General features: G+C 62.6%; 20 protein-coding genes and 1 tRNA gene. 5 read left to right on the forward strand and 16 right to left on the reverse strand.

The window, feature by feature from the left end; genetic code table 11:
• Nucleotides 1-40 precede the first annotated feature (40 nt).
• Complete coding sequence (locus BGC09_RS10190) at nucleotides 41-1567, reverse strand: serine/threonine protein kinase (protein ID WP_069803902.1); 1527 nt, start codon at nucleotides 1565-1567, stop codon at nucleotides 41-43.
• Between the two features lie 276 nt (nucleotides 1568-1843).
• Between BGC09_RS10190 and BGC09_RS10195 the strand changes: the two genes are divergently transcribed.
• The 3 genes from BGC09_RS10195 (at nucleotide 1844) to BGC09_RS10205 (ending at nucleotide 4891) form a co-directional block, all read left to right on the forward strand.
• Nucleotides 1844-3133, forward strand: a complete 1290-nt coding sequence (locus BGC09_RS10195; RefSeq protein ID WP_069803903.1) for a pentapeptide repeat-containing protein — start codon at nucleotides 1844-1846, stop codon at nucleotides 3131-3133.
• A 185-nt stretch (nucleotides 3134-3318) separates the two neighbouring features.
• Nucleotides 3319-4173 carry a DUF4397 domain-containing protein gene (locus BGC09_RS10200; RefSeq protein ID WP_069803904.1) on the forward strand — a complete coding sequence of 285 codons (855 nt, stop codon included), beginning with the start codon at nucleotides 3319-3321 and terminating at the stop codon, nucleotides 4171-4173.
• Between the two features lie 94 nt (nucleotides 4174-4267).
• Nucleotides 4268-4891, forward strand: a complete 624-nt coding sequence (locus BGC09_RS10205) for a class F sortase (RefSeq protein WP_069803905.1) — start codon at nucleotides 4268-4270, stop codon at nucleotides 4889-4891.
• A 76-nt stretch (nucleotides 4892-4967) separates the two neighbouring features.
• Here the strand turns inward: BGC09_RS10205 and deoC are convergent, their stop codons facing one another.
• From deoC to ptsP, 8 genes are all read right to left on the reverse strand, one after another.
• The gene (gene deoC / locus BGC09_RS10210; RefSeq protein WP_084658363.1) at nucleotides 4968-6032 is read right to left on the reverse strand and encodes a deoxyribose-phosphate aldolase; all 1065 of its coding nucleotides are present in this window, start codon (nucleotides 6030-6032) and stop codon (nucleotides 4968-4970) included.
• Between the two features lie 169 nt (nucleotides 6033-6201).
• On the reverse strand, nucleotides 6202-7923 hold the full coding sequence (locus tag BGC09_RS10215; RefSeq protein WP_069803906.1) for a CocE/NonD family hydrolase: 1722 nt from the start codon (nucleotides 7921-7923) through the stop codon (nucleotides 6202-6204).
• A gap of 162 nt (nucleotides 7924-8085) precedes the next feature.
• Nucleotides 8086-8793: a DUF169 domain-containing protein gene (locus BGC09_RS10220; protein WP_069803907.1), complete on the reverse strand. Its 708-nt coding sequence runs from the start codon at nucleotides 8791-8793 to the stop codon at nucleotides 8086-8088.
• Between the two features lie 88 nt (nucleotides 8794-8881).
• A complete protein-coding gene (locus BGC09_RS10225) occupies nucleotides 8882-9736 on the reverse strand; it encodes an RNase H family protein (RefSeq protein WP_069803908.1) in 855 nt (284 codons plus the stop codon).
• 452 nt (nucleotides 9737-10188) lie between these two features.
• Nucleotides 10189-12054 (reverse strand): transketolase, encoded by a 1866-nt coding sequence (locus BGC09_RS10230; RefSeq protein ID WP_069803909.1) that lies wholly within the window; start codon nucleotides 12052-12054, stop codon nucleotides 10189-10191.
• Nucleotides 12055-12260: 206 nt separating this feature from the next.
• Nucleotides 12261-13301, reverse strand: a complete 1041-nt coding sequence (locus tag BGC09_RS10235; RefSeq protein ID WP_069803910.1) for a zinc-dependent dehydrogenase — start codon at nucleotides 13299-13301, stop codon at nucleotides 12261-12263.
• Nucleotides 13302-13324: 23 nt separating this feature from the next.
• Nucleotides 13325-13705 (reverse strand): cupin domain-containing protein, encoded by a 381-nt coding sequence (locus BGC09_RS10240; RefSeq protein ID WP_069803911.1) that lies wholly within the window; start codon nucleotides 13703-13705, stop codon nucleotides 13325-13327.
• Between the two features lie 308 nt (nucleotides 13706-14013).
• Nucleotides 14014-15873: a phosphoenolpyruvate--protein phosphotransferase gene (ptsP, locus tag BGC09_RS10245; RefSeq protein WP_176728898.1), complete on the reverse strand. Its 1860-nt coding sequence runs from the start codon at nucleotides 15871-15873 to the stop codon at nucleotides 14014-14016.
• A 335-nt stretch (nucleotides 15874-16208) separates the two neighbouring features.
• On the opposite strand from ptsP, the gene BGC09_RS10250 reads away from it, so the two are divergent.
• Nucleotides 16209-17270: a diacylglycerol/lipid kinase family protein gene (locus tag BGC09_RS10250; RefSeq protein ID WP_069803912.1), complete on the forward strand. Its 1062-nt coding sequence runs from the start codon at nucleotides 16209-16211 to the stop codon at nucleotides 17268-17270.
• A gap of 211 nt (nucleotides 17271-17481) precedes the next feature.
• Nucleotides 17482-18438 (forward strand): cobalamin-binding protein, encoded by a 957-nt coding sequence (locus BGC09_RS10255; RefSeq protein WP_069803913.1) that lies wholly within the window; start codon nucleotides 17482-17484, stop codon nucleotides 18436-18438.
• A 260-nt stretch (nucleotides 18439-18698) separates the two neighbouring features.
• Here the strand turns inward: BGC09_RS10255 and BGC09_RS10260 are convergent, their stop codons facing one another.
• The 7 genes from BGC09_RS10260 to BGC09_RS10290 all read right to left on the reverse strand — a co-directional run bounded on the left by BGC09_RS10260 (nucleotide 18699) and on the right by BGC09_RS10290 (nucleotide 24370).
• Nucleotides 18699-18959: a hypothetical protein gene (locus BGC09_RS10260; protein ID WP_069803914.1), complete on the reverse strand. Its 261-nt coding sequence runs from the start codon at nucleotides 18957-18959 to the stop codon at nucleotides 18699-18701.
• A gap of 300 nt (nucleotides 18960-19259) precedes the next feature.
• Nucleotides 19260-19463, reverse strand: coding sequence for a hypothetical protein (locus BGC09_RS10265; RefSeq protein ID WP_069803915.1), 204 nt, complete (start codon nucleotides 19461-19463; stop codon nucleotides 19260-19262).
• Between the two features lie 555 nt (nucleotides 19464-20018).
• Nucleotides 20019-21704: a sensor histidine kinase gene (locus tag BGC09_RS10270; protein WP_069803916.1), complete on the reverse strand. Its 1686-nt coding sequence runs from the start codon at nucleotides 21702-21704 to the stop codon at nucleotides 20019-20021.
• Complete coding sequence (locus tag BGC09_RS10275) at nucleotides 21701-22429, reverse strand: response regulator transcription factor (RefSeq protein WP_218104012.1); 729 nt, start codon at nucleotides 22427-22429, stop codon at nucleotides 21701-21703. The genes BGC09_RS10270 and BGC09_RS10275 overlap by 4 nt, the downstream gene beginning before the upstream one ends.
• 7 nt (nucleotides 22430-22436) lie before the next feature.
• Complete coding sequence (locus tag BGC09_RS10280; protein ID WP_069803918.1) at nucleotides 22437-23018, reverse strand: DUF4870 domain-containing protein; 582 nt, start codon at nucleotides 23016-23018, stop codon at nucleotides 22437-22439.
• A 312-nt stretch (nucleotides 23019-23330) separates the two neighbouring features.
• A complete protein-coding gene (locus BGC09_RS10285) occupies nucleotides 23331-24200 on the reverse strand; it encodes an LLM class flavin-dependent oxidoreductase (RefSeq protein ID WP_069803919.1) in 870 nt (289 codons plus the stop codon).
• 97 nt (nucleotides 24201-24297) lie between these two features.
• Nucleotides 24298-24370 (reverse strand) — tRNA-His (locus BGC09_RS10290).
• Nucleotides 24371-24507: the final 137 nt, after the last annotated feature.

Here is a 24507-nt window from a genome sequence, read left to right on the forward strand (position 1 = left end):
GAGAGGAGTCTAGAACAGCCCGGGTTCTTACGTGGGTTACTTACTGACTGGGAGGGAAGCCGGGCGAGAGGGACCACAGGCCGCTCTCACCTGTAAAATGGTTGTTTTCATCATGAACTTCGAAGCTCCCAGCCATCTGGCTCCCGACCTTGATCATGCCCTCGAAGACCAGGCTAGCCTTGCCGCCGTAAATAGACACCGTAAAATGGATGACACCTTGCTGATTCAGCGTTCCTGAGCAAGGCCCACTCTGTCCCAGGCCACTGAAAAAGCCCGAGAAGCGACCTTGATGCTGCTGCAGGTGTGAAAGCACCAGCAGAGTGCGTGTGCTGGTCAGCAGATCCTGGGCAGTGCCTACATAATCGGTAAAGAGAGCCGGATAGGGATAGGCATCACCTGCCAGAGGCACCTGTGACGTGGCTTTGGCCGGCGCGCTCCCTGGGGCCGTCGACGACTGGGGCGCTAAGGAGCGCGCGACGAGCGAGTGCAGCGGGCTGCTCAGGCCAATCGCTACCGCTCCTGCTACCAGTGTCAGCACCAGAGCCAGGATGAGTGCGCTCAGCACCAGGCGGCGCCGCCGACGATGTGCCTGCCGGAGATTCTCCTGGGCCTTGCGTTCCGGGAATAACTCGGTCGAGGCTGCCATCGCCTCCAGCGAGGGCGTTGCTTCCCCGGGGGCCGTGGTCGCCTCTGGATCGAGGCGGGCGTGGCTGACGACAGCGCGCCAGAAGTCGCGCACACTGGCAAAGCGCTCCTGGCTGTTCAGCGCCAGGGCGCACTGGAGATCTTCGCTGACGGCACGCGGCAGCCCGGGCACCAGCTCGTGAGCGGGTCGTAGGGGATCACGCTCCGCTCCGTTTTGGAGGAGAAGCACGCGCTCAAAGGCATCGCAGGGAAACTGGCCCGTTAACAGTGTATAGAGCGTCGCCCCCAGTCCATAGACATCGGTGCGCACATCAGTCCTCCCTCGCCCCCCATACTGCTCCGGCGCCGCGTAACCAGGGGTTCCCTGACGAATCGTGGTCGTCATACCATCGGGAATATAGAGCTTGGCCAGGCCGAAATCGACCAGCACGGCCCCACGTCCAGCGGCAGGCACAATGATATTCGATGGCTTGATATCGCGATGGATGACGGGTGGCTGCTGGCTATGCAAATAGTCAAGAGCATCGATGATCGGCTCCAGAGTCGTCAGTAGATGCGCTAACGGGATGCGACGTCCAGGAGCAAGGCGTCGCAGTTCCTCCAGGTTGGCACCACGAATATAATCCATCACTAAATAGCTACGCTGGCTGCGTACGTCTTCGAAAAAGCGGTAGACCCGCGGCAAGGCCGGATGCTGCAAACGCATCAGCAAGCTGGCCTCCAGGGCCAGACTGCGCCGCTCACGCTCGGTGGTTGTGACGACCTCTTTGAGGGCGAAGAGCCTGCCGGAGCCACGTAGTTCCATCACCAGGTAGACCGAACCGAATCCCCCAGTGCCCAGGCAAGCTTCGACACGATAGCGGGCCTGGGCAGGATCTTTAATGATAGACCCTGTTCTTAGCCTGGTCTGTGTCCTCTGCATCGCTGACTCCAGCTTATCGACACGCTTGGGTACAATATCTGTTCCATTATACGAACCGCCCGATAGATAAACAAGGGTTATGCAATGATCTTGCTCTCCAACGCTCACTTGCTATCCTGGCAAAATGTGAGCTTCGTGATCACGAACACGACATTGCAACCGCAGAGATAACAAAGTTGCACCCTCTGCTCTGGTATGCTTTTGCCAGGATGACAGGAGAGAAAACTGGGCTTTTGCAGACAGGCCGTCCACTATCACTGCACGGAGACCGGGCAGATGAGCGATCCAGAGCATTTAGCTATACTCAAGCAGGGTGTGCACGCCTGGAACCATTGGCGTCAGCAGGCGCAGCCCCTGATATTTTGGAGGCCATCCCCTCTCTATGGCCAGGGACCAGACCTTAGCGGCGCCGATCTGCGCGAAGCAGACCTGGCCGGCATTAATCTCGACCATACGAATTTGCGCGGCGCCAATCTGAGCGAGGCCAATCTGAAAGGTGCCAGCCTGCTTCTGGCCGATCTGCGTAACGCTAATCTCCAGCGGGCTAATCTCTGCCGGGCCCGTGTAACTGCCGATCTGCGCAACGCGGATCTACGTGGGGCCCTTCTGGCGGGCGCGGATCTGCGCGGCTCCTGGCTCGATGTGAGTATCAGATTGGAGGGAGTTCTTTTGCAGGACGCTGAGCACGGCAGCACACGGCTTGCTGGCCTTGACTGGTCGCAGGTCAAGCTGGCAGCCATCGATTGGGAGCAGGTCACTATCCTGGGCGATGAAGAGCTGCTCTTTGCTCCATTACAGCCCGGAGACGCGCCGATCGCTCTGAATAAGCGCCTGGAGGAATACGAGCGTCTCTGGCAGTATGAGAGCGCGATCCGCTCCTACGAGTCCCTCAGCCAGGCTTTGCAGGAGCAGGGATTGCCAGCCCTGGCTACACGCTTCCGGGAACGGGCGCGCTTGCTTCGACAGCACCCGGAATATCGAGAACTTCGGCAACACCATCGAAAAGAGCGCAGCCTGAGAGCAGCCCTGGACACGGCCATTGCACTACTGAGGTGGGGAAGCCTTCCAGGCGGCCTGGCCCTGGCTAGCTGGGGCCTGGCTCTGGTTCTCTGGCAGCACTGGCCTGGTCTGGTTCCTTTGCTGCTGGGCATGCTCGTCTTTGCCAGCAGCTTGTTTTCGGAGCTCAGAGAGAGAAAGCCTGCTGTTCCCCGGAGCCTGGTCCTGGCGCAAGTCCTCGCAACGACGGGGCTGGTCGCCAGCATAGCGCTCTTCGTGCTGGGTCCACTCCTGCTCGTTGCTCGGAAGGCGGGAGTCGCCGTGAGCCTCTTGCTCTCCCTCTTCGGAGGAAGCCTCTATCTGGTGAGCATCTTCAGCCTACGCTCTCAGCAAGGCTCCTCCATCTTCGCTCGCTTCTCTGTGATAAGTCTCCTCCCGCTCTGCATCCTCCTGCTTCCTGGCCTGCTATGTATCGTTGGACCATCTTCCTCGCGCCCTGCGATGCTCTTTGAATCGCTGATCTTACTCCTCCTTGCTTCTTCAAAATTCTTGATAGGGAGAGCACAGTGATCTATGCAGAGCAGTATTTTCAGAGCAGATTGCAGCTGTCAGGGGCTACAGAGAGAATGCCTGATGCAAAAATTTCACTTTACTCGTAACCATCATTGTCCGTTCTATCACCAGAAAGCACTTCTGTTTGGGAGCAAGCCCAACCGACCAAAGGGAGGGACAAGTCGATCTCAGGAGGAGAGTTTATGAGAAACAGCCCCCATCGCCATCCCAAGATGGGCAGCCTTCTAGGGCTGCTTGCCGTGCTCTGTTTTGCTGCGCTCGCCTGGGCCCCGGGTCTCGGCTTCGCCCAGAAGGCAGCGGCCTCCCCCTCGGCCTTTGTGCGTATCATGCATGCCTCACCCGATATCGGTGTGGCCGACGTCTTTCTCGATGGGCAGCGGGCCTTGAGCAACTTCCAGTTCGGCACGGTCACCGACTATCTGGCCATCCCACCAGGGCCACACAAGGTGCAGGTGGCGCTGATCGGCAAGGGACCAGATGCAGCGGTGATTACGCAGACCCTGTCAGTTGAGCCAGGCTTCGCTTATACGGTGGCGGCTATTGGTGTCCAGGCGACTGGCTTATCGCTGGTGGTTTTCAAGGAGGATAATAGTCTGGCCACCGGCAAGGCCAAGTTGCGCTTCTATCACCTCTCGCCCGAGGGCGGGCCGGCCACGCTGACCGCCAATGGTGCTCCGCTGATTAAGAATCTGCAGTATCTGCAGGCCAGTGACTACACTCTCCTGGCCCCAGGGCGCTACACCTTCGATGTGGACCTGGCGCAGCAACACATCTCTCAGCAGACAACGCTGGAGGTGGCTGCCAACCAGATTACCAGTATTTTCAGCATCGGGCTACCGCTGGGGACGCCAAAGCTGGAGCTGGTAGCGCGTCAGGTTGCGGGAACGCCCGGCCTGCCAGACACCGGTAGCGACCCCGGAACCTCTGCCAATCCGTCTGCTCAGGTCGGCGTGCCTGTGGCCTTGCCGCTGGTCCTGACACTGCTCTTGCTTTTGATCGGTGGATCGACAACTCTCTTGCTGCGCAGCCGACGCTAAAAGTAGACGGAGGCAGAAGGCGCGGTCACAGGTTCAAGACCGCGGTCGGCGTTGGCAGCCGAGGAGTCTTCTCTCAGGCAGAAGGATACCTGGGTTGCAGTTGCTGCTGAGGGCCTGCTCTCTGTTGTTGGCTGTCTTGCTCTTGCTGACCAGCTGTGGCACGCCCGGAGCGGCCCTTGTTCAAACTCACGTCCGCGATGGTCAACCGCTGGTGGTGGGAGAGGCCAGCCTTCCTGATCACTCGCCGCGCGCACAGAGCGGGCCGCCAGGGCTGCCGACCCATCTGCGCATCCCGACCATCGGCGTGAATGCCACCATCGAGGCGGTCGGGGTAACGGCCAGCGGCGAGCTAGAGGTGCCAGCGCGCCAACCCTGGGATGATGTGGGCTGGTATCGGCTCGGCCCGCGCCCCGGCGAGCGTGGCAGCGCGGTTATCGATGGCCATCTCGATCGTCCCGGGGGAGCGCCAGCTGTCTTTTGGCGCCTGCGCGAGTTGCAGCCGGGCGCCCTTGTTCAGGTGCTCGATAGCCAGGGGCACTGGTGGTCTTTCCGGGTGCGCACGCTGGCCTACTATCCCCCGCAGCAGGCCCCTTTGCAGCAGATTTTCGCCGATACCAGTGGCCACTACCTCAATCTGATCACCTGCGCTGGCGACTGGATCGCCAGCGAGCATCAGACACAGCTTCGCCTTGTCGTCTATACAACACTGGTCACTTGAACGCGGGACAGGCAGGCCCCCGTCCACGTCAGGCCGGCGAGCCGGCTCTTTCGGTCATGACCCTGAGCCTGGATCACTAGACCAGGGGATTATAGTGAGCGGCGGCGTAATGGCCGGTGACGAAGTAGGAGAGCTGGCGCTCGATGTCGGAGAGCAGCCCACTGGCTCCAATGCGGAAGAGGCGACCGCTGAGCCACTCATCGCCTAGCTCTTCTTTCATGAGGATCAGCCAGTCGAGGGCCGTCTTGGCGCTGCGAATGCCGCCAGCAGGCTTCAGGCCAACCCGATAGCCCGTGCGCTCGTAGTACTCGCGGATGGCGCGCGTCATGACCAGGCCCACCGGCAGAGTCGCATTGACGGCTTCCTTGCCGGTAGAGGTCTTAATGAAATCAGCCCCAGCCATCATGCAGACCAGACTGGCCATGCCAACGTTGCGCAGCGTGGCCAGCTCGTGCGTGGCCAGGATGGTCTTCATGTGGGCTTCGCCACAGGCAATGCGGAAGGCTCGCACTTCGTCATAGAGGGCCTGCCAGTTGCCGGTCAGGACGTGGGCACGCGAGATGACCACGTCGATCTCACGAGCACCGGCACGCACCGAAGCCGCGATTTCTGCCAGCTTTTGGTCCAGCGCGATCTGGCCGGCAGGGAAGCCAGTGGAAACGGCGGCCACAGGAATCTGGGTACCGCGCAGGGCCGCCACAGCCACCGGGACCAGGTTGTGATAGACGCAGACTGCCGCTACCTGGACACGCTCCTCGGGGACTCCAAGCGCCTCCAGCAGCTCGCTGCGCACAGGATGGCGCGCTTTGGCACACAGCCGGCGCACCGTGCCGGGCGTGTCGTCCCCAGCCAGGGTGGTGAGGTCCAGACAGGTGATGGCTCGAAGCAGCCAGGCAGCCTGCCATTCGCGCTTGACGGTGCGGCGCGTCGGCAGAGTGGCCGCCCGGCGCTCGACGGCGCTGCGATTGGCGCGCACTTCCCGCAGCCAGCCCAGATCAAGCGGCACACCAGGATTACGTGTATCTCGTGGCTGGCCTTGCTCTTCTTGAGCGGGCGCCGGCTGCTGCTCTGGATGCGCACTTACGCTTTGCTCTTGCGCCTCTGGCTCTCTTTTAATGGTAGTCACTGCTCTTCCCCCCATAACATTGGTGGGCTCCACTTGCAGGCTGGCGCTGCCCCAGACGGGTTCTCACTGGACGCGCCAGCACCAACAGTTGCCCAACCTGAGTCGAAGGCCCGCTTCGCTTCAGCTCCCTTCGCTTCTTTGCCCTCTATCATCTTGCACGAGCCAGGCTTTGTCAAGGTGCCGCTCACTTGCTTGTCTGCCGCAACGGCTCGGACGAGAACGAAGGTGAGGGCGAAGCAGCCGGGGGAATGACCGGCAGGACCAGAGCCGAAGGATGAGCATGATCGTGGTAGATGCGCTGCTCGGCCACCGCCATCTCGCTGGTCAGGCCCAGCGTCGCCCCGGTATTCAGATTGCGGTCGTACTTGGGGAAGGCGCTAGAGCTGAGCTGGAGGCCAATACGATGGCCCGCCTTGAAGAGCTGAGCCGTGTTCCAGCAGTCGATCTCATAGCGATAGATGCGACCTGGCTCGATCAGCGTGGGATGCTCCATGCCTTCGCGGAAGCGAGCGCGGACCATGCCGTCGCAGAGGCGCTGACGAAAGCCGTTCGGCCAGACGTCGAAGAGCATGGCCATAAAGTCGGTATCGGGCGCTGACGAGGAGGCGTACAGCTCAAGGCGCACGGGGCCTGTGACCTCCAGGTCCTCTCGAAGCGGCTCGCTGACATAGACCAGCACGTCATCACGGCGCTGGATAGCGGCGTAATCGTCGGGGCCACCGATCTGCATCGAGGTTGGCTCAGTGATGAAAGGCACGGGCCGCGCAGGATCGTAGCGGTAGCTGTCATACGGCTCATCGGCCTCGGGAGGCCTGGTAGAGAGGTGCCCATCGCCAAAACCGCTGTTGGCAGCCCCGCCGCTGTGCAGGTAGAAGCGTGTCCAGCGCGTACGCGCCAGAGGCCACTCCTGCTCATCGCGCCAGTAATTGGCCCCCATGATGAAAAGGCGCACCGGTGCCGGCGGCGGCTCCAGGCGGCGCCCCTTGAGGAAGCGATCGAACCAGCGTCGTTCTTCGGCATCGAGGTCGATCAGAGCCTGGGGGCCGAAGTCGATCTCTCCAAGCCGCCTGCTCGCGTTCACCTGGTGGCCCCAGGGACCCATGAGCAGGCGCTGATTGGTGCGGGCTGCGGGTGTCGCGGCGCGCGTGGTCATCCCAATGTAATTGAGCGGGGTGCCGATCTGCTCGTCATCGTACCAACCGGAGATATGCAGCACCGGCACAGCCAGCTCTTCAAAGCGGCGCTGGTAGCAAAGGGGCAACCAGTAGTCATCAAGTGCGGCATGAGCGATCTGTTCGCGCCAGTTGGGATTGAAGCGCCCGGCGCGCTCATCCATTGTCAGCAGGGGGAGATGCCAATAGACCTGTTCCCAGTTGACCAGCTCCATTGGCTGATTGACGCGCCCGCTGACGTAGTGCTCCCAGCAGAGGTGCATGGGACTGGGAAGGCCGGTCGGTATCTCGACAAAGGGGTCGGAGGGCGCGACCAGCACCACCATCGCCTTGAGATGAGGCGGCTGCTCCAGAGCTGCGAGCCACTGAATGCGGCCCGCGTAGGAGGCGCCCAGCGTGCCTACATTGCCATCGCACCAGTCCTGAGCAGCACACCATTCGATGGCATCGTAGCCATCAGGTCCCTCATGGCGATAAGGGACGAATTCGCCGTCAGAGTCGCCGCGTCCCCGTACGTCCATCGCCACAAAGGCATAGCCATAGCGCACAAAGGCCAGGGCCCGCTGAGCTACTTGCGCCTGGGCTTTTAGATAGGGCGTGCGCAGGAGAATCGCCGGCCACGGCCCCTTGCCCTGGATCGGCAGATAGACATCGGCGGAGAGCGTGACCCCGTCGCGCAGCGGGACGCGACGGTTGAAGAGCACGCGCGCCTGATTTGGCACCGAGAGAGGCATCACTGTGTGTCCTTCCTCGCCTATTGTGCTGTGGTCTCATAGCAAATATCAGCAGCTATAGCCGCTGGCGCTCCGCAGCGGCAGGCAAGCTTGCGAAGCGCCAGCGAGAAAAGAAAAGAGAAGCAAAGCAGGCATGCTTTCTTCTTCTTCTGTCCCCGTCGCTCAGGCGGGGAAGCTCGCCTTCTGCTGAGCGTGGAAGGGCGCCAGGGCCTCATTGGCCGTGACGCTTCCCTCCAGGCGCGCAACCAGCTGGGCGAAGTGGCTCCCTGGAAAGGCCAGCACCATCTGGGACGGCTCCATGCCCACATAGGTGCGCGCCCCCACACAGCCGAAGCTGAGAGAAGGCTGGCCTGTGCGCAACGTGCGGGGAATGATCCCACAGGTTGGGCGCCCAAAGGCGAGCTGGCCCCCTTCCAGCCAATTGGCCGCACCTTGGGCCTCGGCGACCAGCATGGTCTGCCGGGCATTCAAGAGCGCCAGCACGATATCTGGCTCGACAGGGAAGCGATCGAGACGCCCATAGATAATGGCCGTGTGCTCCTTCTCCACAACCGGCAGACCGCGCAGCTCCTCGGGAGAGAAGTAGCCAACGTTGGCCATTGTCTGCACGAGCGCGCGCGCCCGCTCGTCGAGGGCGTCGGGTGAGAGGAAGCCCATTGTGATCATCCCGATAGGGCACTGCTGATGATCGTCAGCGGTTGCATAGAAGACGCCCTGTTCGGCCAGGCGCCAGAAGGTGCAGGCCGAGGGGACCCCCGTAGTCGTATGCTCAATCCCTGGGGGCACCTCCTCGACAAAGGCCAACCCTACCGGGGGCCTGACCAGCTCTAACAAGGCAGTAAAGCGCTCTACTAAATCCCGATCGATCACACAAAACCATCCTTCCCAGAAACAGAGACCAGAAGCAGAAACGCCTCAGCCGCTCAGCGATCAGTCAGCGGTCCCCATCAGCTTCCTCTCAAAGCATGCGGCGAGCGCGGGCAGAGAGACCCTTGAGCCAATTCCGCTGGCCCGCCGTCGGAGCAAAGTCCGGGTAGCGCAAGCGCTGGGCCATGTTATACAGAAACTGGCGCTCGTTGTCTCTGAGCGCGATGCGCCCGCTCTCCAGCAGCGTCAGCAGCTCCTGGACCTGATCGCGCATGAGGGCCAGCTCAGAGGCCGAGGGTCGCACCTCGTCCGCCGTTTCCCGCCCACTTCTGCGCGGATCAGCTTCGAACCTGGCGCCAGAACGGGCCTCCGGCTGCTGCGAGCGCAGCCACTGCTCGTAAGCGGCGCGATCATCTTGCCAGGCGCCCAGTCCGGCCAGCTCATCGGCGCGCTCATTGAGGGCCTGCCCGGCGTGACCGCGCACCCAGCTAAAGGACAAAGGAGCTGTACGGTGATTGGCCAGCCACCGGAACAGCTGCCAGAGGTCGGGGTTCATACGCGCCTTGTAGTCTCCCGTCGCCACCTTGATCGTGTACTGACTGTCGCTCCAGATCTTGAGCGGGCGATCCGGCGGGGCCAGGCTCAGCGCTGCCAGCAAGGCTGCAATTTCAGCCCGGTTATTAGTCGTTGTGACCGAGGGAGGAATATGTCCGTGGGCCTCGATGCGTTCGGCAGGGAGCTCGGTCAGCGGCAGATCGAGCCGCTCGACCGGCACCAGAATAGCGCTCCAACCAGCGGGACCTCCCGGATTCTTGATGCAGGCTCCATCGGTATAGGCGACGACCGCTGGCCTTCTTCTGAGGGCCGAGCGCACTTCCTCAGCTGAAAAGCCGGCCAGCGCCTCTTTGACCGAACGCCACTCCAGCGATTCTGTCTCCTGACTCACTCACTGCACCATTCAACCTGTTAATCAATCATAGCCGCGCCCACTCGTCCCACCTCACCCACGCGCGCCAGCGCCGAGAGAGGTAAGGGGCAACGGCTGCCATTCGACGATGGCAAACAGTACGGCCCCATGATACGGCCCGGAGGGGCCTGCCGTCAAGCAAGCCGTCTCTGTAGAGAACAAGGGGGCAGCCGGTTCGAGGCAGGTCGCGACCGGGCCAAACGAGATTGTCAGGCACACCCAGCTGAGGAGATAGCATTGCCCTCGTGCGTGCGCAGCGTTGGCGGGCGGCCAGGGCCTCCAGCAGGTCCAGCAGCCCATTGAGGGAGGGGGAAGGGGAGAGAGGGAGAGAGCGCCGGAACGTGACTCAAGGCGCGGGTGGCAGGTCCGTTCTGCCGCCGACAGTACTCGCGCTGGCAGCAGAACGGACCTATCAACGCTAGCGGAGAGAGCTAGTGATGAATCAGCGCCTTGACCGCTTGAGCGATATGGTGGGCATCGATGCCGGCTTCTTCCAGCTGCTCCATAGGCTTGGCCGAGCCAGGCATCTCCTGGACAGCCAGCTTGACCACGCGCGGCAGCGGCCCAGCGCGCTGTGTAAAGGCCTCCAGCACCGCCTCGCCCAGGCCACCCTCCGGCCAGTGATCTTCAACCGTCACAATGCGCTGCTTCGTCTCATCAGCTGCCTGAAACAGCGTCTCCTCATCGATCGGCTTGACCGAATAGGCATCGATCACTCGCACCAGAATGCCCTCGGACTTCAGGTACTCATAGGCCTTGAGGGCCTCGTGGACCGTGATACCAGCCGCCACGATCGTGGCCTGATCATTCTCCGAGCTGCGCAGCACCTTACTCCCACCGATGGGAAACTCCTCATCGGGGCTATAGATCACCGGCGTCTTCTCGCGCGTTGTGCGCAGATAGACGATGCCACCGTGCTCCGCCATCTGAGCCACCAGCTTCGCCGTCTGGTTGGCATCGCAAGGATAGAGCACCGTGCTGCCGAAGACGGCCCGCATCATGGCCAGGTCCTCCAGGCCCATCTGAGAAGGCCCATCCTCACCGATCGAAACACCGGCGTGCGAGCCACAGAGACGGATATTGGCGCGCGAAATGGCCCCCATACGGATAAAGTCATAGGCGCGCGTCAGGAAGGCCGCGAAGGTCGAGGCGAAGGGAATGCGCTGGCGGACGCTCATGGCGATGGCCGTCGCGATCATTTGCTGCTCCGCGATGTACTGCTCAAAGTAGCGCTCGGGGTAGGCTTTGGCGAACTCCTCAGCGTAGGTCGAGTTGCTGACTTCGCCATCGAGGGCCACCACCTCAGGATAGGCCGCCCCCAAAGCCTTGAGTACATCGCCATAGGCCCTGCGCGTAGGCACTTCCTGACCACTAGCGTAGCGCGGCAGTTCCAGAGGCTTGCGCTCGCCCGCAGCAGCCGGCTGCAGATTCTCGGGCTTCTGTACCGTGAAGATCTGGCTGCGCACATGAGGCAGCTCGGTCAGGGCCTTCTCCTCCTGCTCCTTGCTGAGGGCCTTGCCATGCCAGCCCTCGGCATTCTCCAGGAACGAGACCCCTTTGCCTTTGACCGTGCGGGCGATGATCAGCGTGGGGGCCCCTTCCGCCTTCATGGCCTGGGCATAGGCACGATCGATCTCCTCGTAGTTATGCCCATCGATGACCAGCGCCCGCCAGCCGAAAGCCTCAGCTCGCTCAGCGTAGGCTGCTGTATTCCAGCCCAGCATCGTCTCGCCGCGCTGGCCCAGGCGATTGCAGTCGAGAATTCCAATCAGATTATCCAGCTTATAGTGAGCGGCATGCTCGATGGCCTCCCAGACCGAGCCTTCGGCCATCTCGCTATCTCCCAGCAGCACCCAGACGCGATACGGCAGCTTATCCAGATACTTGCCGGCCAGGGCGATCCCCACACCGATCGGCAGACCCTGGCCAAGGGAGCCGGTCGCCACCTCCACCCAGGGCAAGACCGGCGTCGGGTGCCCCTCTAACCGGCTACCGCGCTTGCGCAGGGTCAGGAACTCCTCGTCGGTAACGGCACCCGCCGCCTTGTACATGGCATAGAGCAGCGGCGCCGCATGGCCCTTGGAGAAGATCAGATGGTCGTTGTTCGGATGGTGTGGATTGTCAAAGTCGTAGCGCAGATAGCTGACCAGCAGGACTGCCATCAAATCGGCGGCAGAGAGCGAGGAGGTCGGATGTCCCGAGCCTGCCGCGGTCGTACAGCGAATACTATCTACGCGCAACTGCTGAGCAAGGTTGGTCCATTGCTCAACCTGAGTCTGAGCCTGAGTTGTTGTCATCAGCCAATCCTCTTGCCTTCCTTATGTGTGTGTGTCGTTCTCTTGCTACTCGACGAATACGGTTCTATTGTAGGACAACTGCCCCCCTCGGGCAAGCTGATGCTCGTTCGCTCACACTGCCAGAGTGCTTCCTTGCACCAGGTTACTCCACGCTCTATGCGTGAGTGAGTGAGTGAGTGAGTAAGTGAGACGGGAAGCCGGCCTGATCAGCCGCCGCCAGCCTCGCCAGCCAGAATCACAACCTTGAGCGCCTCGCCTGGTTGGGCCACCAAACGGAAAGCCTGCGCCGCCTCCTGCAGGGGGAAACGGTGAGTGATGACGCTTTCGGCGCGGACCCGTCCCGTGGCCAGCAAGTCAAGGGCCTGGCGCGTCTCATAGGGGCCGGCAGAGTAACTGGTACGCAGCGTAATCTCGCGGAAGAATAGCTCGTTTGGTGTAACGGGAAGCTGCTCCTCCGGCGGCGGCGGCGCAAAGAGCAGCACCGTGCCGCCCGGTCCCACGAGATCCAACCCCTGACGCATGGCCTGGACCTTCGACGGCGTCACAATGACCACATCGGGCTTGCGCCCCTCGTTGGCGGCGAGCACACGCGGCAGCAGCGGCTCCCCTTCTGGATCAAAGGCCAGGTCGGCCCCTGCCTCTAGTGCCCGCTGGCGTCGGTAGGCAATCGGGTCCACAACCATTACACGCACAGCTCCTCGTAGGCGCGCCAGCTGGGCAAGCATGATGCCATTGCTGCCTGCCCCTAGAATGAGGACACGATCGCCGGCCTGGATCATGGCGCGCTCAATACCGCGAATACAACAGGCCAGCGGCTCGATCAACGTGGCCGCCTCGAAAGAGAGCGAGGCGGGTAGCGGCAGAACGTCGCGTTCAACGTTGGGAGCAGGGACCCGAATATATTCGGCCAGGCCCCCGGGATCAAGACGGGTAGCGCGGAAGGTCGGACATTGTGAGAAGGCTCCTCGCTGGCAATAGTGGCAGACCATGCACGGCACATGATGGTGCACAAAGACACGGTCTCCCACCTTGAACTGCTCCACGCCCTCCCCAACAGCCTCGACTACGCCCACCGGCTCGTGACCAGGATAGAGCGGGGCCCGCGGGCGCATATACCACTCCATGACATCGCTGGCGCAGATGCCACAGGCCACCAGTCGCACCAGCAGCTCGCCGGGACCGATGGCCGGCTCCGGCAGCTCCACGACCCGCACGTCCTGGTTGCTGTGATACTCAACGGCACGCATACTGCTCGTTCGCCCCCGCCCGCTCATCTTTTGGCCGGGACGACGCACAGGAAGCCAAAGGCTTCGTCGCCCAGGGCAAAGAATTGATGAATCTCGTTGCCCGGAATATAGATGGCATCGCCTGCGCGCACCTCGTGCTCTTCGTCACCCAGGCGCAGGCGCGCCCGCCCATGCAGCACATAGACGCCGTGATCATGGGCATGCTGGTCCAGCGAGGTATGCCCGCCCGGCTGCACAGCAAAATAGCGCAGATGGAAGTTCTGCGCTCCTTCGTCGTTGCCGATCAGGATCTGGCGCGTTGCATCCTTGGCCCGGCTATTCTCCGGTCCATAGGCCCGCACCGGTACGCCTTCCCAGCGCAGCTCTCCTTGCTCCTGAGACTGGAGACGATGAATCACACCCATGCAAATCTACTCCTCTTGCACAGCTTAACAGCTCATCACCTGGCCAGCTGCTCGCAGCCCTCATACCCCAAGCTACACGGCTCCGTCCCCAATGGGGGGCCAGCTTTCAGCCAGAGAGATCGACAGGCCGACAGGCAGGCCGACAGACAGGTCAACAGAGAAAGAGAACAGGCGGACTGCCTCAACTGGCCCGGGCCTGGCCTCACCACCCTCACCACCGGGCATGAGGCCCCGTCTGTCTGTCTGTCTGTCTGTCGGCCTGCCTGTCTGGTCCGCTCGTCTGCCTTTGTTGCTGCCGTCTGCCCAGCTTACGCTATAGATTCTAGCATATGCTGCAGCTCAGCGGCGCTCTCAGCCTGCAGCAGGCGCTGGGCCTGCTCTCGCCAATAGGCCAGGGGCTGACGCGCGAGCCGCTCCTTGACGGCCAGCAGAGCTGGCGGGTTCATGCTCAGCTCGCGGACCCCGAGGCCGACCAGCAAAGGACCGATCAGGGGATCGCCCGCCAGCTCGCCACAGACGGCGACCAGGCGCCCATGTTGCTGACCGGCCCGCGCCACCTGGGCAATGGCCCGCCAGACCGCTGGCTCCAGGCGCCCAAAGAGCGAGGCTACGCGCCCATTGGTGCGATCGACCGCCATGACGTATTGATAGAGATCATTGGTGCCGATGCTAAAGAAATCGACTGCGCGCGCCAGGACATCGGCCATCAAGGCGGCAGCAGGCGTCTCGACCATGATGCCAACCGCCGGCCTCGGCGTGAGCTGTAGCCCCTGCCCCTCCAGCTCGGCGAGTACCTCCTCAGTGAGAGCACGCAGGCGTCGCACCTCTTCCAGAGTGGCAATCATAGGAAACATAATCTGCAGGGTAATACCCGTAGCGTGAGCGGCGCGCAGCAAAGCCCGCAGCTGCTGGCGAAGCAGCTCTTCATGGCAGAGATGGATACGCGCCCCGCGCAGACCAAGGGCCGGATTGGCTTCCTGCAGCGATCCAATGAGCACTTCCAGCGCTGGAAAGGGCTTGTCAGCCCCTGCGTCGAGCGTGCGGGCAATGATGGTCTTGCCTGCCGGCTGCCCGGCGGCGAAGGCGTGGAAGAGACGTCGATAGGCCGTCTCCTGCTCCTCTTCGTCGGGGAACTGCTCCCGACCACCAAAGAGAAACTCAGTGCGCAGCAAGCCAATCCCCTCGGCCCCCAAGGCGGCAGCCTGCTTTGCTCCCTCCTCATCGCCTACGTTGGCAAAGATGGCAACTGGGGTCCCATCAGCGGTCGCGCCCGGACGCCCGCGCCAACGCTCACGTTGCTGCTGTCGCTCTGCTCGTTCCTGCTGTTGCTGCTGCACCCTTTGCTGCAGTTCACGCTCCTGCTCGGGCGTCAGCTGCAGATAGAGCAGGCCGCGCCCGCCGTCCAGGGCAATACGCTGACCGGGCGTCAGTTGAGCAAAGAGATCGGGAGAGAGGCCGCTGACGGCAGGAATCTCCAGAGAGCGGGCGATAATGGCGGCGTGGGTCGTCGGGCCACCGAACACAGTGCAAATACCGGCCACAAGCTTTGGATCAAGAGTAGCGGTATCGGAAGGTGTCAGATCGTCAGCGACAAGAATCACCGGCTCCCGCACACTGGCGGGCTGGGGCAGCAGAGAAGTAGCAGGGGTTCCCGAAAGCAGGCGCAGGACTCTTCCGGTGGCGTCGCGCACATCGCTGGCGCGCGCCGCCAGCAGTTCATCGTCGAGTGCGGCCAGGACCTGGGCATTCTCCTCGGCAACCTCGCGTAGGGCCTGCTCGGCGGAAAGACTCTGCTGGCTGATGCGCTCAATAGCGGCATCCAGGATTTCAGGGTCCTGCAGAATCAACTGATGAGCCTCAAAAATAGCGGCCTCTTCCTTGCCCACCGTGCGCGCAACCTGGGCGGTCAAAGCCTGCAGCTCGGCCACTGCCTGCTCAACTGCCGCACGCAGGCGCTGCTGCTCCTCGGCGACCTGGTCCGGCGTCAGCTTGCGGCCCTTGCCTGCAGCCGCTGGCTGAGGTTGAGATGGCTGTTGCAGGGCAGGAGAATGGTAGAGCCAGATCGGTCCGACAGCCAGGCCGGGCGAGAGCGGGACGAGGCGAAGCGGAAGCGGGACCGAAGACGGGGAAGGGGTGGGCGCCTGGAATGTCTGTTCATGCTCAGACACAGTGACACAACCTCCTGAGAATCGCAGCCGCGGATGGTGCCAACCCTGCGGCGGGTAGCGATGGGCGCGCCTGGCGCTGCGCGTGGGCATCGGTGCCAAACTGAAATGATGTTCTTATTATCCGGCAAAAATGGTGGGGGTGCAAGAGCGATCGCTTCTCAACCTTTCCAGCAGGCAGGGGGCAGAGCAGGCTCCTGCCCAGGTCGGCCCGGCCTTACCGGTCGCTCCGATGGCGCCTGAAGGAGCGAGGCCTGTTTACAGGACGCTCAGCAACGGTATATACTCCTCAGCGAAGCCACCAGAAGGCGACTTCTTACGAGAGTCGGGAGGAACCAATGCCGGGCAAACGCCATGCTATCGTGATCCACAGTCCCCATTCTGGCCGGGCCCCGCAGCTTGAAGAAGCCCTCAAGTTGCTGCAAGAGGCTGGCATCGAGCTGGTGAGAGTTGAGCCGATTACGAGCCTGAACGAGCTACCCCCGCAGGGGGCTACCTGGCTGGCCCAGGGCATCGATCTGGCCATCGCGGCAGGAGGCGACGGCCTGGTCGGCGGCATGATCAGGCACGTGATCAAAACTGGGCCGCGGCTGGCCATCCTGCCACTGGGCACGGCCAACGACACTGCCCGCTCGCTGGCCATTCCCCAGGACCTGGCCGGTGCTGTCGAGGTAATTGTGGCCGGCCAGGAGGCGGCGGTCGACGTCGGCATGGCCCTTCCGACAGCGGCCTCTTCTTCAGCCTCTGGCCTTAGCGACGAGGAGGAGGCCGGGAGCGACTACTTCTGTCATACCCTCACGATCGGGCTGAATGTCGAATTCGCGCGCCTTGCGACCAGCAGCGAGATGCGCGAGCGTTTCGGCGCCATGACCTACCCAGTGGCGGCGCTGGAAGCTCTGCGTGCACACGAGCCGCTAGAAGTGGTTCTGAAGTTTGAGGGGCTTTCCGGGCCTGCTTCCGCCAGGCAGTCGGAGGACGAGCTGCGCTATCAGGTGCTGCAGGTCGCGGTGATCAATGCCCCTGTCTTTGGCGGCCCGCTGCAGCTCAGCATTCCAGGCGCCAGCGTGACTGACCACTTGCTCGATATTGTCGCGGTCCAGGGACCGGACTGGAAGGAAATCGCGGCGGCCATCGGCCAGCTCTTCGCGGGCAGTGAGGGCACGCAGGGCGAGGCAAGCGCAGGGACGACTCGTCACCCCGCCGAGTTGACAACCTTGCCGGGCTTGCATCACTGGAGAGCTTCCAGTGTCACGATCAGCACGCCCGCCGGACCTTGCGAGGTGACTCTGGATGGCGAGGTCAAGGGGCAAACCCCCATCACTGTCCGTATTGCACCCGAGCCTCTGCAGGTCCTGGTGCCAGCAAGCTGGCAAGCTCAGACCGCTGAGGCTGGCCGGTGAGTGGCTCTGTGATACCAGAAGTAGAGCCAGGCCCTAGACCAAACAACAGAGGCTCAGCCACAGCTGATCAGATGACGGCAATGACCTGTTCTCCTGGCTGTGCCCGACGGCTCCGGCTGCTTCCATCCACGGGCACGACAACCGTCCTGCTCTGACTTGTTCAGGAGCAGGGAGGACGCCGCCGGCAGAAGAACGGAGGGAGGGAGCAACAATGCGCATCGTTTCCTTGCTTGCCAGCGCCACAGAGATGGTGGCCGCCCTTGGATGCACCGAGCAACTGGTGGGGCGCTCGCACGAGTGTGACTATCCACCCGAAGTCCAGCGCCTGCCCGCCCTGAGCCGTCCTGTGATCGATATCAGCACCAGTAGCGCCGGCATCGATGCCCAGATTCGTCAGCTTGCTGACACGCGCCGGGTCGGAGATGAGGCAGCCCTCCAGGCGCTGAGCATTTATCAGATCGACGTCGCCCGCCTCCAGGAGCTGCGGCCAGATGTGATCTTGACCCAGACCCAGTGCGAGGTCTGCGCCGTCAGCGAGCGCGATGTCAGCGAGGCGGTCCGGCAGCTGACGGGCCTGCAGCCCCGCATTGTTTCTCTGGCCCCTTATCGCCTCAGCGATGTCTGGGAGGACCTGCGGCGTGTTGGGGTGGCCCTTGGGCGCGCAGCTGAGGCCGAGGCCCTGATCACCGGCTACCAGCAACGCCTGGAGGAGCTGCGCCAGCGTTGCGCTCGCCTGAGCGCCGGGCGAGGACAGGCTCCCCGCGTGGCCGTTCTGGAATGGCTCGATCCCTTGATGGGAGCCGGCAACTGGACCCCCGAGCTGATCGTCTATGCCGGCGGCGAGCCCGTCTTGAGCGCCAGCGGGCAACACGCCCCCTGGATTAGCTGGGACGAGCTGCGCCAGGCCGATCCAGAGGTGCTGATCCTCTCGCCCTGTGGCTTCGATGTGAAGCGCACGCGGCAAGACGCCGCCCTGCTCCAACAGCATCCCCTCTGGCCGGAGCTGCGCGCCGTGCGCGAGGGGCGCGTTTACCTCATCGATGGAAACCATTATCTGAATCGCTCCGGGCCACGCCTGGTCGAGTCAGCAGAACTGATTGCCCGAGCGTTGTGGGGAGAGGATGCGGGGATAGCGCTGCCGGCAGAGGGCTGGCAGCCTTTGCGTTAAGCGTCGTCGCGCGGAAGCGACCAGTGGAGGGTGAAGAAGACAATCCAGGGCCGCCCTCCAAGGCTTGTCCATTGTCTGAACAAGACGACCTTCCTGAGTCGGGCAACGTCCTCACCAATATGGCCAGGATGAGCCGCCCAGAGCAGCGCAGGAAGGCGGCAAGCACAAGAGGCGGCCCTTTGCGGCTCTCCTCCTGCCTGCCACTGGCACGTGTACCGGCGAGAGGAGCAAGAGCCAGAGCACCAGTCGGCTGGCGCTTGCTACGACTGCTCGCCCTGCCTGGGCGCGGAGGCCCAGAAGATTGCGACGACAAAGAGGGCGAACAGGAGAATCAGGAACCCCATCAGGCCGTCGATGATGGGGGCCAGGCTGAATTGAAAGAGGCCGGCGGCGGCAAAGAGCAAGACGACACAGATCCCCACGACGGGGAAGAGCAAGAGCCAATTGTAGCGCCGCGCTGGATCGGCAGCCCGCCGGCGCCGGCTCGGTAGCGGTGTATAATCAGACTCCAGTGGCTCCATGAAACGCCTTTCTACGGCAGCGAGCGCAGGCCGCGAGGCCGCGCCACCAGGAAGGGACCGGCACCTTCTCTGGCTCACGCCATCGACTTGCACTCGCAGCGGATGATTTCATCTCAGCTCAGTTCCTGGTGAACCAGCGGCGCCAACATGGGCAGCCCCGGGCTGAGGCCTCGTCTCGTTCGGTTCACCGGCCCTTATTATAGTGCTTCCTGAGCGGGAAAGCAACTCTGCTGACAGCCCCGGCTGGCTGCCAGCGAGGGGGTCCGTTGACAGTCAACAGCCTGCCTCCTCCCAACCACGCTACGGCGTGCAGCGCCGACCGGACTCGGGAGAGCAGTGAAGCGAACGCCTGACCGAAATAAAGGGAAGCGGGCGCAAACGGTTGAGATAGCGACGCAGCTCCAGAGCATTGACATGATAGGTGGACCCTTTCACCGTAGCAGGGATTCGGCCTTCAGCAATGGCAGTACAGAGGTCGGCAATGGTCAGGACACGCTCGGGCATGAGGTACCTCCATAAAGACGTGTCGCCGGGGACCCCTGGATGAATCCAGGGGGAAAACGGCTCTCTGCTTGCGCCGTTGACATTTCAGTCTCCCCGTGGGAGAATACTCCTCGTGAGACCAAAGGCACTGACATGCAGTCAGCAATGGCTTCGTCTCACCCGGCAGAGGGGCAGGTCAACCCAGCCACAGTGCTTTCCTGTTCTGCGGGGCAGTGGGCTGCCGTCAACCAGCCTGAAGCCCGGGCCGATGCGGCTGCGGGCAAGCCCCTGGCTTGAGCCGGGGGTCGTTGACGAGGACTGTGCACTCGCAGCCGGCCAGTCTCACCCGCCCACTCCGTGCGCTGCGCACCCTCCCGACAGGCCCTCTTTCCCCCTCTTCTTCGCGCGCGTCGGCGAGCCGGGCACGATCTACTTACTCTCATCTAGCCACACGCACCATTACCGGCGTCGGTTTCAGTGCATTCACTCTATCTATTAAGAAAAACACAGCAAACACACACTTTATTTCCACAACGAGGCGCTATGCTGCAAAGCAGGCTACAAGAAAAGCAGACGCTACTGCTGCTCCTGCCGCCCTTGAAGAACAAGCTGGCTCTCAGGCTCGTCCATGCCCACCCTGCTGAGCCGTGTCCACTGCCGACCAGTTTGAGACGGTTCTGGTTCGTGCGAAGCCGCCGGCCTCTGCTGGGAGATGAGGCCGGAATCGCTGGGGACGGCAGGAAGATAGAGGATAAAGCAACTGCCCTCTGAGAGCACGCTGGTGGCCGCCACTCTGCCCTGCATCGCCTCTACCCACTCCTTGACCAGGGCCAGGCCCAGGCCGCTGCCGCTGCCATCGCGACGCAGCTTGCTGGAAGCCTGATAAAAGCGCTCCCAGATCCGCGGCAACTCCTCGGGGGGGATACCCTCGCCCGTATCGCGCACCTGAATCACCACCTCATGCCCCTCCTGAGAGACTGCCACGGCCACAATGCCCCCCGGCGGCGTATGGCGAATGCCGTTGTGCAGCAGATTCTGCAGGGCCTGAGCGAGACGCTCGGGATCAACCAGAGCCAGGGGACCCACTGGAGGAGTCTCTGCCACCACCTGCACCCGTCCGCTCTGCCAGGCCAGCGGCGCGCGCGCCTCTACCAGGCGGCGTACCAGCTCTCCCACATCGGTCGGCACGCAGCGCAAGGTGAGACGCCCAACCTCAGCGCAGGCCAAGGCAAAGAGGTCTTCCACCAGCCGTTGCAGGCGCAGCACCTCAGCCTCCATCACCTCCAGATCCCGTGGCAGCGATTCCGGCAGCTCGCCGCGGTCCAGGCGCCGCAGGGCCGCCTCCAGATAGCCCCGCACGGTAGCGACGGGTGTGCGCAGCTCATGGGAGACGGCGGCCACCAGCTCGCGCTGGGTCTTGAGCAGTCCAGCCACGGTATCGCGCTCCCGCTTCAGCTCGCGCAGGGCCCGCTCCAGGTCGATGGCCATCGCGTTAAAGTCGGCCTGCAGTTGAGCTACTTCATCCTCGCCTTCGACAGGCACGCGCACCTCATAGTTGCCCTGGCGCAAGGCATGGGCAGCCTCCGCCAGCACGCGCAGACGGGCCGTGGTCCGCCGGACCACCAGGTAGGAAAAGAAAGCCGTCGGGGGAATCACCGCCAGTAAAGCGATGAGCGACATCAGCCCGAGCACCATCGTGATCGAGATGAGCAGGGCCAGATCTCTCACGTTGGAGAGGATCAGCAGATCGAAGAGGAGAATGACCAGCCCCGCTGCTAGCAGGACCATCATGGCGTGAGCGTGAGTCAAGGCCCACAAGAGTTGTTTGCGCCGCAGGCGGCTCCACAGAAAGAGCAGGCACAGGCAGCCACGCCAGACAATATAACCAACCAGGGTGGCCAACGCCATTCCCAACACGAACACAGGGAACATGGGCAGCCTGGGGAAGAAGAGCCTGGTCCCCAGCCGAGACCCCAGACTCAGCAGGAGAAAGGGCAGTCCAGCGAGCAACAAGAGAAGCAGCACCCCCCAGGCCAACTCGCGCGCGCAGCGCCGCCTCCAGGGTGGGGGTCCAAGCTCGGCGCGCAGGGCGAAGTAGCCCATCCCGAAAGGCGCCAATAGCACCAGGCTAAACTCACGTCCCGTCTCCGTAGCAGACACCAGACGGATAAAGCCGCTCAGCAGTGAAGCAAACACGACAGCTTCGAACAGAGCGCGTCTGCGTGTGGCCCCCAACCAGAGCTTCGTCCATCTTTCTTTCATCGCTCTCCTCCCGCCCTTGAGGGGCTATGCGCACGCCAGCGATAGCCTACGCCCCAGACCGTTTCGATGGCTTCCCCCAGCGCTCCCAGCTTCTTGCGCAGGCGCAGCACAGTATTATCCACCGAGCGATCGCCACCGACATAGCTCTCACCCCAGACCGTATCAAGGAGGTAAGCGCGGCTGAAGGCCCGTCCGGGACTGCGCAGGAAGAGATGAAGGAGTTCAAACTCAGTCGGACTGAGATCGAGCGGCTGGCCGTCCAGGGTCACTAAATGGGCCTGGGCGTCGAGGCAGAGCGGTCCATCGATAAGGGGTCGCTCCGCCCGGGCCAGGTCGCGCTGCAGCATCTGCTGAATCAGCTCGGCACGGCGCAGGAGCGCATGCACCCGCGCTAACAGCTCACGCATGCTAAAAGGCTTGGTCAGGTAATCGTCGGCCCCCAGCTCCAGACCTACCACGCGATCGGTCTCCTCACTCCGTGCCGTCAACATGAGCACGGGGGTGGGCGCTTGCTGACGCAGGCGGCGCAGCACCTCCAGACCATCCATGCGCGGAAGCATCCAGTCCAGAATGACGAGCGCAGGGCGTTGCTCCTCATGCAGGCGTAACGCTTCGACGCCATCGGGAGCATAGAGGACCTCGTAGCCGTCCGCTTTCAGTTCGCGAATAATGAGCTGCGCCAGATCCTGCGCATCCTCAACAAGCAAGAGCTTCTTCATGGCCATTCTTCAATCACTTCAGTATGATCTCCCGCTTCTGGCCAACCAGGGCCAGAGCCAGGCGGCCTACCACTGGCATCAGGTAGAAGCGCCGGCGTGCTCCCTGAATCATGCCAATGAGCCAGCCCGTCACGGCCGCCGCCTGCAGTATGACAGACAGTAGCAGCCAGGACCAGATGGCCAGAGTGTGCAGGGAAGACGAGTACCACCAGAAGTAGTGGCGGCCCACATAGATGAGTGCCATCAGCATGGATACATCAATGAGAGTGATCAGTCCAAAAAAGAACAACGATTGCAGGGCATGAAAACGCACCAGACGGCTCCGGCTACCAAAGAGCAGAACCAACAGACCCGAGAGCCAGCCACCCAGGTAACTCAGCATGCCCAAGACGGCTTCAGCACTCTCTGAGGGCGGCGACTCGTCTACAGCCTCTGCAGTCCCTGACCGGTGGTTTGTGAAGGGGAACTGGTCAGCAACGGCGGCGTCCATGAGCAGCTCCTGCTGCTGAAAGCTTTCCTTTTCTCCATACAGGCCCTCGAAAGGAGACCTGGTCTGCCAAACAGTGGCCTGATCCTTTCTTCCGTCATCCAACACGAGAACGATGCTCCTTTCTTCTCCTGGCATCATAGCTGCGCGGTCCAGGTTTGAATCCGCTACTCTCACGCCTCCAGGCGACGAGCACACGCAGGCAGCCATCTCTGTCAGGAAAGGAGTCTAGTCCTGAGTTGTCATGGCCGTATCGAATTTTTGTCGCAATTCTGTCGCAGCCGCCTGCCTGGTGGAAGCAGGGCAGAGGAGCAATAAGACACAGCGGAGAGGGCTGGGGGTCGGAGCCAGCCGGCGGGAGCAGACCAGGGAGGCACAGCGAGCGCGGGCGGCCCGACGGAGCAGGCAAGAAGAGAGGCCCTAGCACGGCGGCCCCTGGCGAATCCTCCGGCGCATGGCCTCCAGCGGCCATTGCTGCCAGGTACCCCAGCGCTCTGGCACAATATTCTCGACCCACCAGGTAACCCCGACGCGGGCGTAGGCCGCCACCAGCGCTCGATCAGCCTCGGGGTCCTCCCCGGAGCTGACCCCGAAATGCACCACTTCAAACGGTCCCGGCTGCGAGCGCAACTGCTGTAGGGCCGCCACAATCTCGGCCATCGTCTCGGACGAGAGCATCTCGGTCAGGGCCAGATCACGCCCAATGGGAATGAAGCCATCCCAGCGGACCGCGCGGCGCAGCGGAGCGCGATTGGGCCACATGCCGGCCACCCAGATCGGAATACGCGGCTGTTGAAGAGGTGGCGGCAAAAAGTGCGCTTCCAGAATATGGTAGTAGCGCCCCTCAAAATGGAAGGGCTGGCCACTCCACAGACCACTGAGGATAGCCAGGCCCTCATCGAGCATGGCCCCCAGGACCTTCAGATCCGAAGGCTCCCCCAGGGCTGCAAAATCAAAGTAGCCACCACCCAGTCCCACGCCCAAGACCAGGCGCCCGCCCGAAAGATGATCGAGGGTCACCGCCTGACGGGCCAGCTCCCAGGGACGGCGCCGCGGCAGCGGCGTCACCAGTGGGCCGAAACGCAGACGCTGCGTTTGCAGCGCGATGGCCGTCAAGGTCACCCAAACCTCCGCCAGCGGATCGCTGGTCGGCGCCAGGGTCGTGCGCGCAATCTGATCCCAGAGAAAGAAGCCATCCCAGCCGGCAGCCTCTGCCTCCTGGGCCAGATCACACAGCAAACGCACATCGGCGAAGGGGCCAAAATTGGGGAGATGCAGACCGTAGAGCATCGTTCATCACGCAGAAGGGCTAGCAGGACCGGGTAGAGCCGGTCTGCGACCTTTGTCGGTCGCAGGCACCGGCCAACGTAAGGCAAATAAAAAAAGGGGTGACCGATGGGGCTCGAACCCACAACCGCTGGAGCCACAATCCAGAGCTCTACCGATTGAGCTACGGCCACCGTGTCGCTTCTGCGATTACACGCACAGCCAGTATAGCGGAGAGTTTGTCGGCTGTCAATAGTCAATAGGGCAGGGACCAGAATCCAGCGCTGGCCTGGCCTGCCAATCTCCAATCTCCAGGCCAGCACTGCATCTG

The sequence above is a fragment of the Thermogemmatispora onikobensis genome (assembly GCF_001748285.1).
GTDB lineage: Bacteria > Chloroflexota > Ktedonobacteria > Ktedonobacterales > Ktedonobacteraceae > Thermogemmatispora > Thermogemmatispora onikobensis.

What these genes read in the sequence shown, in the direction of transcription:
- BGC09_RS10190 (WP_069803902.1), bottom strand. Translation starts at nt 1,567, where the DNA reads ATGCAGAGGACACAGACCAGGCTAAGAACAGGGTCTATCATTAAAGAT.
- BGC09_RS10195 (WP_069803903.1), top strand. Translation starts at nt 1,844, where the DNA reads ATGAGCGATCCAGAGCATTTAGCTATACTCAAGCAGGGTGTGCACGCC.
- BGC09_RS10200 (WP_069803904.1), top strand. Translation starts at nt 3,319, where the DNA reads ATGAGAAACAGCCCCCATCGCCATCCCAAGATGGGCAGCCTTCTAGGG.
- deoC (WP_084658363.1), bottom strand. Translation starts at nt 6,032, where the DNA reads ATGGGGGGAAGAGCAGTGACTACCATTAAAAGAGAGCCAGAGGCGCAA.
- BGC09_RS10215 (WP_069803906.1), bottom strand. Translation starts at nt 7,923, where the DNA reads ATGCCTCTCTCGGTGCCAAATCAGGCGCGCGTGCTCTTCAACCGTCGC.
- BGC09_RS10230 (WP_069803909.1), bottom strand. Translation starts at nt 12,054, where the DNA reads ATGACAACAACTCAGGCTCAGACTCAGGTTGAGCAATGGACCAACCTT.
- BGC09_RS10235 (WP_069803910.1), bottom strand. Translation starts at nt 13,301, where the DNA reads ATGCGTGCCGTTGAGTATCACAGCAACCAGGACGTGCGGGTCGTGGAG.
- BGC09_RS10240 (WP_069803911.1), bottom strand. Translation starts at nt 13,705, where the DNA reads ATGGGTGTGATTCATCGTCTCCAGTCTCAGGAGCAAGGAGAGCTGCGC.
- BGC09_RS10250 (WP_069803912.1), top strand. Translation starts at nt 16,209, where the DNA reads ATGCCGGGCAAACGCCATGCTATCGTGATCCACAGTCCCCATTCTGGC.
- BGC09_RS10255 (WP_069803913.1), top strand. Translation starts at nt 17,482, where the DNA reads ATGCGCATCGTTTCCTTGCTTGCCAGCGCCACAGAGATGGTGGCCGCC.
- BGC09_RS10260 (WP_069803914.1), bottom strand. Translation starts at nt 18,959, where the DNA reads ATGGAGCCACTGGAGTCTGATTATACACCGCTACCGAGCCGGCGCCGG.
- BGC09_RS10265 (WP_069803915.1), bottom strand. Translation starts at nt 19,463, where the DNA reads ATGCCCGAGCGTGTCCTGACCATTGCCGACCTCTGTACTGCCATTGCT.
- BGC09_RS10270 (WP_069803916.1), bottom strand. Translation starts at nt 21,704, where the DNA reads ATGAAAGAAAGATGGACGAAGCTCTGGTTGGGGGCCACACGCAGACGC.
- BGC09_RS10275 (WP_218104012.1), bottom strand. Translation starts at nt 22,429, where the DNA reads ATGGCCATGAAGAAGCTCTTGCTTGTTGAGGATGCGCAGGATCTGGCG.
- BGC09_RS10285 (WP_069803919.1), bottom strand. Translation starts at nt 24,200, where the DNA reads ATGCTCTACGGTCTGCATCTCCCCAATTTTGGCCCCTTCGCCGATGTG.